At 41.1% G+C, this 16,351-nt stretch carries 14 protein-coding genes; 11 read left to right on the top strand and 3 right to left on the bottom strand.

The genetic code is table 11. The features are described 5' to 3' along the window. Nucleotides 1-64 precede the first annotated feature (64 nt). Nucleotides 65-2,632 carry a circularly permuted type 2 ATP-grasp protein gene (locus QNI22_RS29815; protein WP_314516626.1) on the top strand — a complete coding sequence of 856 codons (2,568 nt, stop codon included), beginning with the start codon at nt 65-67 and terminating at the stop codon, nt 2,630-2,632. Continuing rightward, the gene (locus QNI22_RS29810) at nt 2,622-3,500 is read left to right on the top strand and encodes a transglutaminase family protein (protein WP_314516625.1); all 879 of its coding nucleotides are present in this window, start codon (nt 2,622-2,624) and stop codon (nt 3,498-3,500) included. The genes QNI22_RS29815 and QNI22_RS29810 overlap by 11 nt, the downstream gene beginning before the upstream one ends. Nucleotides 3,501-3,535: 35 nt before the next feature. Here QNI22_RS29810 and QNI22_RS29805 read toward each other — a convergent pair whose 3' ends face one another. Further along, nucleotides 3,536-5,437 carry a beta-N-acetylhexosaminidase gene (locus QNI22_RS29805; RefSeq protein WP_314516623.1) on the bottom strand — a complete coding sequence of 634 codons (1,902 nt, stop codon included), beginning with the start codon at nt 5,435-5,437 and terminating at the stop codon, nt 3,536-3,538. A gap of 224 nt (nt 5,438-5,661) precedes the next feature. Here QNI22_RS29805 and QNI22_RS29800 point away from each other — a divergent pair, with 224 nt between their 5' ends. From QNI22_RS29800 to QNI22_RS29790, 3 genes are all read left to right on the top strand, one after another. Next, nucleotides 5,662-6,966: a flavin monoamine oxidase family protein gene (locus QNI22_RS29800; RefSeq protein ID WP_314516622.1), complete on the top strand. Its 1,305-nt coding sequence runs from the start codon at nt 5,662-5,664 to the stop codon at nt 6,964-6,966. A 32-nt stretch (nt 6,967-6,998) separates the two neighbouring features. Next, nucleotides 6,999-7,403, top strand: coding sequence for a hypothetical protein (locus QNI22_RS29795; RefSeq protein ID WP_314516621.1), 405 nt, complete (start codon nt 6,999-7,001; stop codon nt 7,401-7,403). A gap of 86 nt (nt 7,404-7,489) precedes the next feature. Next, on the top strand, nt 7,490-8,032 hold the full coding sequence (locus QNI22_RS29790) for a CbrC family protein (protein ID WP_314516620.1): 543 nt from the start codon (nt 7,490-7,492) through the stop codon (nt 8,030-8,032). Nucleotides 8,033-8,041: 9 nt separating this feature from the next. Here the strand turns inward: QNI22_RS29790 and QNI22_RS29785 are convergent, their stop codons facing one another. Continuing rightward, nucleotides 8,042-8,731 (bottom strand): ArsR/SmtB family transcription factor, encoded by a 690-nt coding sequence (locus QNI22_RS29785; protein ID WP_314516618.1) that lies wholly within the window; start codon nt 8,729-8,731, stop codon nt 8,042-8,044. Between the two features lie 68 nt (nt 8,732-8,799). On the opposite strand from QNI22_RS29785, the gene QNI22_RS29780 reads away from it, so the two are divergent. From QNI22_RS29780 to QNI22_RS29755, 6 genes are all read left to right on the top strand, one after another. Next, entirely contained in the window at nt 8,800-9,078 is a 279-nt protein-coding gene (locus QNI22_RS29780) for an antibiotic biosynthesis monooxygenase family protein (RefSeq protein ID WP_314516616.1), read from the top strand. 74 nt (nt 9,079-9,152) lie between these two features. Beyond that, the gene (locus QNI22_RS29775) at nt 9,153-9,545 is read left to right on the top strand and encodes an amino acid-binding ACT domain-containing protein (RefSeq protein WP_314516615.1); all 393 of its coding nucleotides are present in this window, start codon (nt 9,153-9,155) and stop codon (nt 9,543-9,545) included. A gap of 269 nt (nt 9,546-9,814) precedes the next feature. Beyond that, entirely contained in the window at nt 9,815-10,711 is an 897-nt protein-coding gene (locus QNI22_RS29770) for an aspartyl protease family protein (protein WP_314516613.1), read from the top strand. A gap of 22 nt (nt 10,712-10,733) precedes the next feature. Continuing rightward, the gene (locus QNI22_RS29765) at nt 10,734-11,612 is read left to right on the top strand and encodes an alpha/beta hydrolase family protein (RefSeq protein WP_314516611.1); all 879 of its coding nucleotides are present in this window, start codon (nt 10,734-10,736) and stop codon (nt 11,610-11,612) included. A 61-nt stretch (nt 11,613-11,673) separates the two neighbouring features. Further along, nucleotides 11,674-12,333, top strand: a complete 660-nt coding sequence (locus QNI22_RS29760; RefSeq protein WP_314516610.1) for a tetratricopeptide repeat protein — start codon at nt 11,674-11,676, stop codon at nt 12,331-12,333. Between the two features lie 38 nt (nt 12,334-12,371). Next, nucleotides 12,372-13,076, top strand: coding sequence for a hypothetical protein (locus QNI22_RS29755; RefSeq protein WP_314516609.1), 705 nt, complete (start codon nt 12,372-12,374; stop codon nt 13,074-13,076). Nucleotides 13,077-13,481: 405 nt separating this feature from the next. Here the strand turns inward: QNI22_RS29755 and leuS are convergent, their stop codons facing one another. Then, the gene (gene leuS, locus QNI22_RS29750; protein WP_314516607.1) at nt 13,482-16,277 is read right to left on the bottom strand and encodes a leucine--tRNA ligase; all 2,796 of its coding nucleotides are present in this window, start codon (nt 16,275-16,277) and stop codon (nt 13,482-13,484) included. Between the last annotated feature and the right edge of the window lie 74 nt (nt 16,278-16,351).

Raw genomic sequence — 16,351 nt, 5'->3', positions numbered from 1 at the left:
ATTGCAGCAGAAGATAGAAGATATTCGTATTGTACGAGAGATTATTTGGACATAACACAATTCAATGCTTACTGAGAATTCTATACGTTTGTTGCAGTCTTACCAGAAACAGATCAGTTCCTATGATGAAATAGTAGATAGCAAAGGGCAGGTAAAGCCTGTTTGGGCAACGCTTTTTGCTTCTATTGAAAAAATAGGAATACAGGAGATGACAAACCGGAAACAGGAGATTGTCAATACATTGCGGGAAATTGGAGCTACCTATAACGTATACGAATCCCCGGATGGAATGAACCGACCCTGGCAGTTGGATAGCATTCCGTTTCTGATAGAACAAAAAGAATGGCAACAGATTTCCAGAGGATTGCAGCAACGGGCTACCTTACTGGATTTGATGCTAAAGGATATATATGGTGATGGCAGGTTACTGAAAGATGGAATTTTACCTCCTGAGCTAGTCTATGGTAATACAGGATTTTATCGGGCCTGCCATGATGCAAAGATTGCCGGATCAAAGCAGTTGCTTGTCCATGCTGTAGATATGGCTCGTGGCCCTGATGGTCGTATGTGGGTGCTGGACAATCGAACACAAGCCCCTTCTGGTTCGGGTTATGCCTTAGTGAATAGAAGCGTGGTAAGTAAGCTGTTGCCCGAATTGGCTGAAGGCATGTATGTGAGTAGGCTGGCTCCATTCTTTACAACTATGCAGAATACTCTTATTCAGGCTTCTGGCCGTTTACGGGACAATCTGAATATTGTATATCTGACTCCTGGACCCAATAATGAGTCCTATTTTGAACAGGCATACCTGGCTTCCTATTTAGGCTATCCATTGGTGCAGGGTGATGATCTACTGGTTCGGGATGGCTATGTCTGGTTGAAATCCATAGATGGATTGGAACGAGTAGATGTGATTATAAGAAGGATTGACGATGAGTGGTGTGATCCGCTGGAGTTGCGTGAAGATTCTCGTCTCGGGGTGCCCGGGTTGTTACATGCCATTCGGATGGGAAATGTAACTGTCGTAAATCCTCCTGGTTCCAGTGTACTGGAAAATAATGCCCTGCATGCATTTTTACCCACTACCTGCCGTTATTTGCTGGGTGAAGATCTGATATTGCCACCTATTGCTACCTGGTGGTGCGGGCAAACAGCAGAACTAAACTATGTGCTGGAAAACCTGCACAAGCTAATTATCAAGAAAGCCAATCGTCGACAGAAGTTTCGTTCAGTGTATGGCAGATTACTTTCCCGCATGCAGTTGCAGGAGTTGAAAAAAGCTATTCGTGAATCTCCTTCAGAATACATTGCACAAGAAGAAGTAAGTTTTTCGACTACGCCATCGCTGATAGGAGATACCATTGAGCCACGTTATGCAGCTATCCGGGCCTATCTGATTGCTTCTGAAAATGGCTATCAGGTTATGCAGGGTGGACTAACGCGTAGCTCTCCTGAAAAAGATCGCTTTGTTGTATCTAACCAATACGGAAGTATTTCCAAAGACACCTGGATTGTATCAGATAGAGTAGAAGAGGTAAAAGAAAAGATTACATTGTCAGCAGGAATCAGCATACAAAAACATACCTCTTTGCCTAGTCGTAGTGCCGAAAATCTATTTTGGGTAGGCAGATACTGCGAACGTACATTATCTACTACTACCTTTATTGGGATTACATTGGATGTACTGAACGGACACCGGAATTTTGGAGGATCGACCAAGAGTGAACATATGGAATTGTTATTAAGGGCGCTTACTCATCTTACACTTACTTATCCTGGTTTTGTAGAAGATGAGAAGGGAGATATACTAAAAAATCCCTATCCGGAGATTCTGGACCTGATCTCCAATGCACAAAAGACAGGAACAATAGCCTATAATATCCAGTCATTTCTGATGTCTATCATTGCTGTTCGTGACAAATGGAATCTTGAAACCTGGCGCATTGTAGATCTGATCGAAAATATTCTGAAAAAGATAAAAGATCCGGCTACACTTAATACAAATACGGTTCAGCAATTGCTGGATAAGCTGCAAACCCGGTTGTTTACATTTTATGGGATTTTGTCTGAGACAATGCCCCGAAACAATGAGTATTTGTTGCTGGAAGCAGGAAAACAGATGGAACGGATTCTGTTACGGATTAGTATCCTGCGTTCTACACTGGTGTTTAAGTATGAAGAAAGTACCGAACATGAGATATTGGAAGCTGTACTATTGTATCATCACCTGTTGGTCAATTACCGGATGATGTATCGGGCTCAATTGACAGTAGAGGCTACACTAGACATGATCCTTCTGGAAGAAACATTGCCTTATTCGCTGGTATACCAGTTAAATGCATTGTCTGTTTGTCTGGGTAATCTACCGCGTGCAGGGCAGAATACAAGACTGAACCAAGCACAAAAGGCTGTGTTGGAAGCCTCTGCTTTGGTAAAGCTGTCTGATATCGCTCAACTGAGTAAATACGATTCGGAATCTTTCTATCGGGAAGATCTGGATAAATTGCTTTCAGAAGTGAGCAGGTTGATTTCTTCCGTTTCTGTGACGTTAACCAGCCTCTATTTCAGTCACACCATTATGCAGCATTCCTTTATTCAGTCATCTGACAACGGCAAAGCTCATGAAATATAACCTTACCCATATTACCCATTATGAGTATAAGGAGCCGGTAAATATTTATCATAGTCTGGCTTGCCTTACACCTCGTACGTTACCCAATCAGTTATGTGCTGATTTTACTATAAAGATCACTCCAAAGCCTACAGAGATTGTTGCACGTACCGATTTCTTTGGCAATACAGTGCACTACTTTTCTATTCATTCGGTACACACAGAACTGACGGTTTTGACAACCAGTCAGATAGACCGTTTTCCGCTGGGAAATGATTTGTCGTTGTTCGCTAAAGATATGACATGTGCCAGAGCGAGAGAAGAATGCTGGACAAGTACAGCCTTGAAGATACAGTTGTTGCAATTTATGTTGCCAAGTCCGTATGTATTTTGGGATGAAGAGATCAAGACTTTTGCAAAAGATTGTTTTCCGAATAACCAGTCGTTGTTTGACAGTGTGAAAATGTTGTGTCACAAGTTGTTCACTACCATTAAATATGTACCTGAGTCTACAACTATAAATACACCTATCAAAACGGTATTACATGAAAAGAAAGGTGTATGTCAGGATATTTCTCATCTGGCAATTGCCTGTATTCGGAGTATGGGGTTTGCTGCTCGTTATGTGAGCGGATATCTGGAAACACTGCCGCCACCTGATAAACCCAAGCTACAAGGATCAGATGCATCTCATGCCTGGATTTCTGTTTATATTCCGGATTTAGGATGGTGTGACTTTGATCCAACCAATGATATGATTCCGCAAGAACGCCATATTACTACTGCTTGGGGACGTGATTACAGTGATGTTCCTCCACTTAAGGGGATTATCTTTAGTGCAGGCAAACATACACTGAAGGTAGCTGTAGATGTATTATCTCTGGAATAAAAAAGAGGTCTGGATTTTACCAGACCTCTTTTTTATTATTTCTTGGCTCTTTTTTCAAGATCTTCTGCCTTGATAGTAATTTGTTTACCTAGTGGCTTGCCATCTCGATAGGTGATTACCCGAAAAATATCCGTTCCGTCAGGCAGTTCAACAGGTTTACTATACTTGTTGGAGAACTTATCCGGAAATGTATTGTCTGTAGTATAATAGATGTCTAGTCCGCTAAGTTCTGTACTCAAATCCACTACAATTTTGCCCGCGTTGTTTTTCTGAATTTTAAAGATAGGGTCGTAGATAGTTGTGGCATATTTGACTTCTGCAAGATCTGCCCGACCAAAATGATTTTCTACCCGTTTGGCAAAACCATCCCAGTTCTTTTTGTGCTTTGGAGACCAATACACTTCTGACAAAGCCCAGGCTCTGGGATACGTCATATATTCTACGTGACGGAAAGTTGGCACTTGTTCTGTCCATAGGTTGCCTTGCCCTCCCAGGATGTAGGTTGAATCTACACCCGCAGGAACAGGATTCCAGTCATAGGATGTTTTCAGACGCAGTGTGCTATAGATACGGATCTCTGTAGATATATCTCCTTGCATATAATCCAGATAAGCATACTGCACCGGACTCATTACAACCGGATGTTTCAGTTTGGCTGCTTCGATTCCACCCTGTACACTTCTCCAACTCATGACAGCTGCATTGGGAGCCAACCCACCTTCCAGAATTTCGTCCCAGCCAATCAGTTTTTTGCCTTTTTTCTCTATAATCTTTTCAACTCGTTTTACAAAATAACTCTGCAATTCTTCCAGTGTTTTTAATCCTTGTTTTTTCATCAGGGCCTGACAACCTGGATCTTTCTCCCAGAAACCATGATAGCATTCATCTCCCCCCATATGGATATACGTGCCTGGGAATAAAGTTGCTACTTCGCCGAATACTTTATCCAGAAACTCATATACTTTTTCATCTGAAGGATTTAGCGTATTGTCTTCCAGCATCTTGAATTTTCCATTACCATACCATTCAGAAAACTTGGTTCCGGGGTTTACTTTGGTGTTGGCATTTTTGGTACAGGACAACCAAGGGTAAGCAGCAATGGCTGCCATACTATGACCAGGTACATCTACTTCTGGTACAATGGTAACATACCGGTCCTGAGCATATTTTACGATTTCCTTAATATCTTCCTGAGTATAGAAACCACCATACGTAGCTTTTTCCCCTTCCTGCTGAGGCTTGCGGTCGCCAAAGTATCCTGTACGTTCTACACGCCATGCACCTACTTCTGTCAACTTTGGATAGCTTTTGATTTCAATACGCCAGCCGTTGTCATCTGCCAGGTGCCAGTGAAATACGTTGTATTTGTAACGTACCAATTGATCTATATAGGCTTTGACGTATTCTTTAGGGAAGAAGTGGCGGCTTACGTCCAGCATAATACCTCTCCATCCAAAGCGGGGATAGTCACTGATGCTTACTCCCGGAATCTGCCAGTTAATACCATTTACAGCTGTTTTGCTTTCAATCTCTTTAGGTAGTAGCTGCAGAAGAGTTTGGACGCCATAAAATAATCCGGCAGGCTGATTCGCTTTAATGGTAACTTCTGTAGGTGTTACATCCAGCAGGTAGCCATCTGGTTTAATTGCTGCATCCGGTTTTGTATTGAGCAGAAAGGTTATTTTGGAACCAGAAGCAGATTCTGCTGTTTTTAAATTAAGTCCTGTTGCTGGTTTTATTTTGTCGCTGAAATAGGTAGCTACTTTACGGGCTTCCGCGTTATTGGGTGCAACCAAGGTGGTACCTGAAGAGAGTGAAAAAGTACCGGAGGTAGATTGAAGACTGACAGGCTCAGGTATGATCGAATAGGTCTGGGCCTGCAAGGAGGCACACAGGCTGAAAAAGAGAAGAAGAGTACAGTAAGCGATTTTTTTCATATAGTTTAGGGATAATTAAGTTATATGCCTATCCTTGGAATAGTAAAATAAAACCATCTTGTTTGCATTCACAACATATTGTGTGTATAAGAGTGAATAAAACCAGAATCTGGTAGCTTTATTATTTTAGTTGTTTCTGTGGATATGTCCTATATAAACGAAGTAAAAGACTATTTCTACTCAAATAAATTCAAATTTATATAAATTGTTGACGATTATCATTTATGAGTTCATATGATGTAGTAATTATTGGTGCAGGTGCATCTGGTTTACTGGCTGCACGTGAGTTGGCTCGTGCTGGAAAGAAGGTAAGAGTATTGGAGGCAAGAGATCGGATTGGAGGACGTATTCATACTATACAAAAAGCTGGGTTTAGTATTCCTGTAGAAACAGGCGCTGAATTTGTGCATGGTGACTTGCCTGTGTCGCTGGGTTTGCTGAAAGAAGCCGGATTGGAGTATCTGGAGATGGAAGGATCTGCCTGGAGAGTAGAAGAGGGGAAGGTCCGGCAAAGTGATTCTTCTTCGATTGAAGAATGGGATTTGCTTCTTGAAAAGATGAGTCAACTAACAATAGATGAACCCATCGGGCAATTTCTGGAGACACACTTTCCTGATGAAGAATATAAAGGGCTAAGAGAATCCGTTACCGGTTTTGTAGAAGGCTATGATGCAGCAGAAACGTCCAAGGCAAGTACATTGGCTCTGCGTGAAGAATGGTCAGAAGAAAATGAAGCACCACAATACCGTATGCCAGCAGGATATAGTAAGCTACTTGCTTTCCTTGCAATAGATTGCGAAAAACAGGGTGGAGAAATTTCCCTCAATGCATTGGTAACCCATGTAAGCTGGCGTAAAGGACATGTAGAGGTACAGACAAGCAATGAAAAAACAGTGCATGCCTCTCAGATCATTTTTACGTTGCCACTAGGTGTATGGCAGGCTGAACCAAATAGTACTGGAACCATTCATATGAAGCCTGAGATTCCAGCAGTTCGATCTGCCTTTCAGCAAATGGGCTTTGGGGCTGTCATAAAGTTTGTCCTGGAATTTCAGTCTGCATTCTGGGAGAAAGAGGATCCGTTAACTATACAAAAAATGTCTGAACTGGGTTTTCTGTTTTCCGACGCAAATATTCCAACCTGGTGGACGCAGTCTCCTCAAAAAGCTCCTGTACTTTGTGGCTGGCTGGCTGGTCCCAAAGCTGTCGCTTATCAGAAATATACCAAAGAGCAGTTACTGGTACTGGCTATAGATACATTAGCTTATTTGTTTGGTACCTCATCAGCTGTAATAGAGGAACAACTGGTTGCGGAAGAAATAACTAACTGGACAATAGACCCACTGACACGTGGTGCCTATGCCTATGCTACTGTTGAGAGCAAAGAAGCTTTAAAAATAGTGTCTGAATCCGTAGAAGATACATTGTTTTTTGCCGGAGAAGCTTTGTATGATGGTCCTGCTATGGGAACTGTAGAAGCCGCATTTGCCAGTGGACTGGCTGTTGCACACCGGATAGTAAAAAGTTAGGATTCTGAATGAAAAATAAGTCAAAGCCTTGTATGAAATATTTGCTGTTATGTTGTCTGATGGTTGTGGGTTGTACTACTAGCCAGACAAAGGACACCACAGATTTAGGCAAGATAGATAGTAAAGATACACTACTTGTACAAAATGTGCAGGGACATACAGATACAGTGGTGATAGACAAGAGAGTTGCGTTATTTATTTCGCCAGATACGATACAAATAGAGAAGAGTAAGAAAGAACTGGGAGAAGAAAATTTTTATGTGGGAGCAGACGATTATATGTTTTATATGAGTAATGCCCGCGACTTTCTGGATAGTATGAAGATTGCGACGCTTGATATACAGGGAAAGAAGTTCGTAAAATTTATGTATAGTAATAAATCACAGCAAATGATAGCGTTGGATACGTTACCTGCTCTGTGGAGCATTTATTTTTAGAAGGTAAAAGATGTTGACATGACCATGATCAAAGAGGAGTATGAGAACTATTTTCAATAAGACTGTGGTAGCAGCCAAAAATACATATGAAATTACCTATGTTTAAGTATAGCCCGAATGTATATGAGTTGGGTGTATTTGACAGCATTGATGGAGTTTGTTCCATCTGCAATGAACAACGAAATCTGAAATATACAGGCTCTTTTTATAGCATTCATAAACCAGACTACATCTGTCCCTGGTGTATCGCAGATGGCAAAGCTGCTGAAAAATACAACGGAGAGTTTAATGACTATCTGGGTATTGAAGGTGTATCTCCAGATCCTAATGATCCACCTCCTTCTATTGCTCAGGAACTTCTAATAGAAGTAACAGAAAAAACACCTGGCTATCACTCCTTTCAACCAGAAGTATGGTTAACACATTGTGGTGAGCCTTGTGCACTGATTGGATATGCAGATAGCGAAACCATAAAGCCCTATCTGACAGAACTCAGAGCAGATATTGAATACCTGGGATATCCATCAGAATATATTATCAATCACCTGACAAAAGATGGTCCTCTGGCTGGGTATTTGTTTCAGTGCCTCACCTGTGGACAGCACAGACTGCATGCAGATGGTGATTAAATGTATTACTTATTGTAAGGTGATACCCAATATCTCATAGAGAGATTGAGCACCGTGTGAGGTAACTATTAATTCCCTCGAAAACTGGACTTTCCTGAACCATCCCTTCTGGAGCATTTTTTCCAACAAAAGAGCGCCTAACTGACCTGCCAGATGTGGACGTCGTTCGGACCAGTCAAGACACTGACGTGTTAAAGGACGACGGGTTGCTGGCAAACTATCAGCTGTAATACTGAACTGTGAGAGCCATTCCCAGCCCTTTTCTGTCACTAAATAGACTGAATCTGACTTCTGCAAATAGTCTTTTGTTTCCATTGCCTCCGTAATTTGTACCCCTACGTAACCTGCCATATGATCATAGCAGGTTCTACAATAATGAATGCCTTTGCCAGGAGCTGCGTTTGGTGATTTTGTAGATCTATCCGCTTTGGCAAGGTTTGCCAGAGACTCTACTACATAGGCCACTTCTGAACTAAAAAAATTGTAATACCGATGGCGCCCCTGTGTTTCTACCTTCAGGATATCTGCTTCTAACAGCCTGGACAGATGATTGCTGGCAGATGTTGTTGAAATATCTGCAGCAGTAGCTAGCTCAGTGGCTGTATAGGCTCGCCCATCCAGCAGGTTCCATAACATTCTGGCTCGGGTAGGTTCACATAATAAACCTGAGATAAAGACAAATTTCTCTTCTGTATCCATAGTTCAGTATAGGATGAAGTGTAAAGGTAGCCATTCCTGTACGTTTGCTCAAACAAACAAATCCAAAAATGATCGCAGTACTATTTGAAGCGTTTCCCGAAAAAGACAAATGGGATGAGTATCTGGATATTGCCGCCAGACTCCGGCCTGAGTTAAGCAAGATAGAAGGTTTTATCTCTATTGAGCGGTTTCAGAGCATTACACAACCCGAAAAAGTATTGTCCTTATCCTTCTGGCAGGACGAAGAGAGTATTGCCCAATGGCGAAATCTGGAGCTACACCGAATGGCTCAGAAAAAAGGCAGAGATTCTGTTTTTGAAAACTACCGGTTAGGGTCGCCACTGTAATAAGAGACTACGGAATGGCAGACAGACAACAAGCTCCTGACGACAGTAAATCCATTCATCATTAATTATCTTTTATGAAAGACATTGAAATTAAACTGGAAAACAAAGTTGGTACGTTAGCCTTACTTGGTGAAACATTAGGAAAAAACCAAATTAGCCTGGAAGGAGGTGGCGTATTTGACAATGGACAGTATGCGGTTGCACACTTTCTGGTTGAGGAGGCTGAACAGGCAAAGAAGGTATTGGAAGAGGTAGGGATACAAGTGGTTACTATTCACGAGGTAATTATTCAAAAGCTAAGACAGGATGTGCCAGGACAACTGGGACTGTTTTGTCGGCGATTAGCCGACGCTAATATTAACATCCTGACTCAATACAGTGATCATTCCAATCAGCTAATTGTTGTTGTTGATCAATATGAAGATGCTCTTCGTGTATGTAAGGCATGGATGACGGAATGGTGTTAATAGTTGAGATTCCAATTTTATACATGAGTCATTCTTACTTTTAAGGAAAAGTATAGGCAATGCGTCATTACTATTTTGAGATTATATAATCTTTTCTATGATAGTTGAAATGACTCATGTAACCACTCTTAACGGAATAGTGGATGTTTATCCATATCTGTGATTGTTTTATTGCCGCTATTTTCTTTTTGCCTATCTTCAGCCGTGTGCAGTCATATTTCACATATTGTCTGATTTTTTCCTCTGTCAACATCTAATACCAACTCTTTATGCGTAAACTAGGTATTCTGATTCTGTGCTATTGCCTTTCTTATAACCTGTTTGGACAAGGAAAAGCACATAGTATTCCTTTCCAGCTTACAGAATACAACAATATCTCTGTAAAGGCTATTTTGAATGAGAAAGACACTGTGAATCTGATGTTTCACTCTGCTGCGAATTTTGTAACATTAACAGAAGAGGCAGTTTCCAGATTAAAAACCATAACTTTTCAGGAGAAGACAGAAGGGATTAAGAGCTGGGGTGGGGATGTAAACTCTGCCCGGTTTAGTGAGAAGAATACTTTACAGATAGGAGATCTGACATGGAAAGATCTACCTCTCTGGGAAAATAAAAATTCTGGACGAAAGACAGATGGAAAAGTTGGAATAGATTTATTCAAAGACAAGGTGATTGAACTGGATTTCGAGAAACAGGTAATGATAGTTTCTGAAAGTCTTCCTGCCAAGAGTAAAAAATATAAAAAACACAAACTGGTTTTTGAGAATGACTATATGTTTCTGGAGGCAAACTGCAAAGTAGGAGATAGTACACTGACTAACCGATTTCTGATTCATTCCGGCTATTCCGGAGCTATTCTGTTTGATGATGCCTTTACTGGAGAACATAAACTGGGAGAGAAATTGAAAATTACCAGTGAAAAGAAGCTGACAGATTCGTATGGCAATGTAGTAAAAACCAAACAGGCTATTTTACCTGAACTGAAAATAGGCAATGAAACCTTGTCTAACGTGCCTGTTGGATTTTTCGAAGGAGCTATCGGTCGGCAGAAAATGAGCGTGTTGGGAGGCGAGATTATAAAACGCTTTTCTATTATCATAGATGCTCGTCGGGAATATATATATTTGGAACCCAATCGCCTCAAAGGTATGGAGTATGCTTCCTGATAGGCAACCATAAATTAAGTCAATGAATCGTAATAATTTCTTTGTAGGGAGTCGTCAGCTTCAAATCCATGATGAAGAAAATGAGCTTTCCTTTCCTGTGCTGGTACAGTATCCTACGTATACAGCAGCAACACCTACTTCCTTTGGTCCATATGTGATGGATGTGAGTGTTGATGCTGAAATAGCAGAGGGGAGTTTTCCATTGGTTATTATCTCACATGGTAATGGCGGTTCGCATTTGCTTTACAGAACCATCAGTATACATCTGGTACGAAATGGATATATAGTAGCCATGCTGGAACATTATGGAAATAACCGAAATAATAATACGCTGGAGAATACTACACTAAACTTACAATACCGACCACGACATGTAAGCATGACCATTGAACAGTTACTTACTGAATCGTGGTTACAAGCTTTTGTGGTACAGGATAAAATAGCTGTAATCGGACATTCAATGGGAGGCTATACAGCATTAGCTGTAGCAGGTGGAGTGCCCCGGACACTGGAAGGGGAGAGAGTTGATGTAACATCGAATCCACGGATAAAGGCTATCGTATTGTTGGCTCCAGGAGCAGGGTGGTTTAAGGATTCACTGAGTAAAGTAACTATTCCGATTCTGATGTTTATGGCCGAACATGATCCGGTTACGCCTGCATGGAATGCTGAAGTTGTATTGGCCAGTGTACCTGATTCCAGTCAGGTCATACATAAAGTAGTGGAAAATGCCGGCCATTTTTCTTTTCTTAGTCCATTTCCGGAAACCATGCGAAGGCCCGATTTCCGTCCTTCAACAGATCCTCCGGGATTTGATAGAGAAGCTTTTCACAAAGAACTTCCTGTTGTGGTTCTGACTTTTCTGGAGGAAACATTGAACAGCGTTCCAAATGAAAGATAAAACAGTCAACTAAATCCTCTCAAAAGAATATCAGGTATTGTAATCCGTAACTTTGCTCCATATGAATTTTTCTACAGGAGATCTCTTTTACCTTCAATCCGACCAACAGTATCATCTGTATAAGTTACTCGTGGACGATGCTGCATTTAATTGCTATCATGTGTTAACGTATGCTCCTCTGGATCGTGTGCCCGTTCAGGTAGATGTGGAAACACTCGATATCTGGATGTATCATTCTCCTATCGACAAAGATGCATTTGCCAATGCTACGTTACTGACCAATCAGCCTATCATAGCAGAAGATTTAATAGGCTATCATGAGTATCTGCGTCAGACCCAGGCACCAAAAGACTATATTCCTGTTGCTACTGCCTATTACAGAGACGGACTTCGTTTGACGGATGAAAAGAAGTATCCGGAAGCTATTGATGCCTATTCAAAAGCGGTTGATTTGTTTCCCCAGTTTTATGAAGCAATAGATAACAGAGCTTTTTGTAAAATGGATCTTGGGTTATGGGAAGATGCCATTGACGACTTCCAGCTTTCGTTAGAAGAAAATCCAACTAGTTTACTGGCTGAGTTTTCTATGGGAGAGTGTTATTATAAAATGGGCGACTATGAAACGGCGAAGCAGCATTTTGAGATAGCACATCAGATTGATCCCAATCATCAGGCACCTATACAGTTTTTAGCAAAAGTGAAGTCGATTTTAAATCAGTAAATAACACAAAACCTCTGAAAAGTAATTGAGTACATACCATGACAGAAGAGTTACAACAGGCAATTGAAAGTATATACTCTACCTTTTCCGTTTATTATGCCAGATCAGCAATAGATGGATGTCCTTGTTGTGTGTCAGATGCAGATCAGGAAGCTATTCACTCAAAGTCCCTTCGACAGCTTAGTGAAGATGATCTGGCAAAATATACCTTCAAAGCCATGACAACCTGGGGCGATACAGCGGATTTCAAACATTATTTACCTCGAATATTCGAACTTTTGGCAACTACTTCTTTTCCTGTTGACACTTTCATTGTTTTAGGAAAACTAACCTATGGAGATTGGCGTCACTGGAAAAAAGAGGAACAGGATGTTCTCACTCGTTTTCTGTTTGCCTGGTGGACGGATCTCATCAAGAATCAGTCGTATTTTGACAAAGAAACTTTTCTAGAGATCTATAAGCTGACAGGAGCTATTGAGCCAATGCTAACGCGCTGGAACCTTAGTTTTGAAGATTATAGCTTTCAAAATTTTGTTGATCTCATTCATAGCTACTATGATGAGTTACCCAACTTAAAGGCAGGCTTTAGAGAATTGTCAAGCGAATCAATAGCTATACTTATCAGCTGGATAAAAGAACGCAAAGAAATCCTTCAGAATGGTTTCTTTTACTTTGAAGATCAAGACAAAGAACTTGCAAAAAATGCCTCCATTGCACTCTGTATTCTGGAACATGCAGTCTAGAAGGCTTCCTTCTTTCTCATCATTTGATTCACAGCCTCACATTTCTATACTATAGGTATATACTCTGAAAAAGTTTACAAACTCCCAAAAATGTCAACATTGTTGCTGTCATACCCAATATGCCGAGAAAATATGCATCCATTTCAAGAATATTTGTATAGGGTCTCCTGAAAATGGTAAATAACCATATAACAAATGCTCCGACATATCTGAAGATCAATATAAAAACTACTTCTAGTAGTATCTCCATACATTATTTTCCTTTGTATAAATTCTGTTAAAAGTTAGTTGTTTTTTCAATTATATTCTAATTCTCTTTTAAAGCTATTGTGGAAGGACAGATGACATAAAAAACGAGGTTCAGAAAATTCCGAACCTCGTATATATACATTAATTGTAAACTACTTATACTACCACGTTTACAATCCGTTTTGGTACTACAATCACCTTTTTCGGTGCTTTACCTTCCAGCCATTTCTGTACTGTTTCTTCTGCCAATACTGATTGCTCGATATCTGCCGGAAGAGCATCTGCCGGGAAGGTCATTTTGATACGTACCTTTCCATTGATAGAAATGGGATACTCAAAACTATCTTCTGTCAGGTAAGATGCATTGAACACCGGATAGGATGCCTTAGTAACGCTGGTAGCGTGTCCTAAGATAGACCACAGTTCTTCTGCGATGTGAGGTGCAAATGGTGACAAAATCACAATCAGATCGCTCAGAATAGCCCGCTTGCTGCATTTTTGAGAAGACAATTCATTCACACAAATCATAAAGGCACTGACCGTTGTATTAAATGAATAGTTTTCAATATCATCCGCTACCTTTTTGATGGTTTTATGCAGTGACTTCAACTCTTCGCGGGTTGGTTCGGCATCTGTTACCAGCAGGTTCCCATTGTCTTCGTTATAGAATAACCGCCACAGTTTACGCAGGAAGTTATGTACACCACTGATGCCATTGGTGTTCCAGGGTTTAGCATCTGTCAATGGTCCCAGGAACATCTCATACATACGTAATGTGTCAGCTCCATAACGGGCTACAATATCATCAGGATTTACAACGTTGTAGTAACGTTTTGACATCTTATCGATTTCCCAGCCACAAATATATTTTCCATCCTCCAGGATGAATTCTGCATTTTGGAAATCTGGTCTCCATTTTTTGAATGCTTCTACATTCAATTCATCGTTTTCAACAATATTTACATCTACGTGAATCGCAGTTGTCTCATATTCTTTACGCAGATTGTATGATACAAATACCGGGTTTTTTCCTTCTCCTTCAGAAGATTTCACACGATAGACATAATTGCTTCGTCCCAAAATCATCCCCTGATTAATCAGCTTCTTTGCATACTCCTTCTGAGGAACCAGACCCAGGTCATATAGGAAGTGATTCCAGAAACGGGAATATAACAAGTGTCCGGTAGCATGTTCTGAACCTCCCAGATACAAGTCTACATTCTGCCAGTAGTCAACAGACTCTTTGGATGCAAACTCACTGTCATTCTGAGGGTCCATATACCGATAGAAATACCAGCTGGAACCAGCCCATCCAGGCATGGTACTCAATTCATATTCATACTGTCCTTTGTATTTCCAGTTCTCGGCTCTTCCCAGTGGTGGCTCACCCGTTTCAGTTGGAAGATACTTATCAATTTCGGGTAATAGCAATGGCAAATCCTGCTCATCAATTAATTGCGGCAGACCATCCTTATAATAAACAGGTACTGGTTCACCCCAATAACGCTGACGGCTAAATACCGCATTGCGTAGACGGTATTGTACCTTACCTTTACCCAAACCTCTTTCTTCCAGCCACTTAATCAGGGTAGCTGTAGCTTCTTTGTACTCCATACCATTGATGATACTAGAGTTGATATAGCGTCCCTCTTTGGTAGCATCTGCTTGCTTATCCATATCCTTTTGAGAATCCAGAATAGGAATAATCGGCAGGCTAAAATGGGTTGCAAAATTCCAGTCCCGCTGATCACCGGAAGGCACACCCATTACAGCACCTGTTCCATAGCCAGCCAGTACATAATCAGCGAGATAGATAGGTACTTTCTCTCCATTAAATGGATTGATAGCGTAACTTCCTGTAAATACTCCTGTCACCTTCTTTACTTCTGACATCCGGTCTACTTCTGAACGGGATGCTGCCCATTTTACATAGGTATCTACTTCGGTTTTCTGCTCAGGCGTAGTCAGGAATGACACAAACTCATGTTCAGGTGCCAGTACAATAAAGCTTACACCATAAATGGTATCTACCCTTGTAGTGAACACTTCAATCAGATTATCATTGTTTCCTTCAATCGCAAACTGTACACTCGCCCCCTGTGAACGGCCAATCCAATTGCGTTGCTGTTCTTTGATAGAGTCAGACCAGTCAATCTCGTTTAATCCATCCAGTAAACGATCTGCATAGGCAGTAATCCGCATAGACCACTGTTTCATCAGTTTACGCTCTACCGGATAGCCACCTCTTTCAGATACACCATCTTTTACCTCATCGTTAGACAATACACTACCCAGAGCCGCGCACCAGTTTACATAGGCTTCATCAGGCATAGTCAGACGGTATTTAAACAACAACTCCTGTTGCTGCTTATCTGTCATTGCATTCCACTCTGCTGCTGTAAAAGCAGGCGTATCCTCATCACATACTGCATTAATGCCACAATTACCCTGTTTTGCAAAGTGTTCGGTTAGTTTACTGATTGGAAGAGCCTTATCTGCATCCTTGTCATAGTAATGGTTAAACAGTTGCATAAAAATCCACTGTGTCCATTTGTAGAACTTAGGATCAGACGTACGTACTTCCCGGCTCCAGTCGTAGCTGAATCCTATTTTCTTCAGCTGACTGATATACGTATCAATATTATTTTCTGTTGTAACGGCAGGATGCTGTCCGGTTTGTATTGCATACTGTTCTGCTGGCAAACCAAACGAATCAAATCCCATCGGATGCAGCACATTGAAACCCTGCAGACGTTTATAGCGGGATACAATATCCGAGGCTATATAACCCAGTGGATGCCCCACATGCAATCCGGCTCCGGATGGATACGGAAACATATCCAGTACATAGTACTTGGGACGACTGGCGTCTACATCTGTACGATAGGTCTGCTGTTCTTCCCAGCGTTGCTGCCATCTTTTTTCTATTTCACGAAAGTTGTACTCAGACATACAGGTTATTTTCGGTTTAAGAGGTTCTAAACGAAGCGCAAAAGTAAGGATTTTTGCAGAAATGCAGGAGGGAG

Origin of the sequence: Xanthocytophaga agilis (genome assembly GCF_030068605.1) — a bacterium.
In the GTDB taxonomy this organism is placed as follows: Bacteria; Bacteroidota; Bacteroidia; order Cytophagales; family 172606-1; genus Xanthocytophaga; species Xanthocytophaga agilis.
Note: the sequence above shows the minus strand (reverse complement) of the source record. Positions and strands in the feature narration are given on the sequence as shown.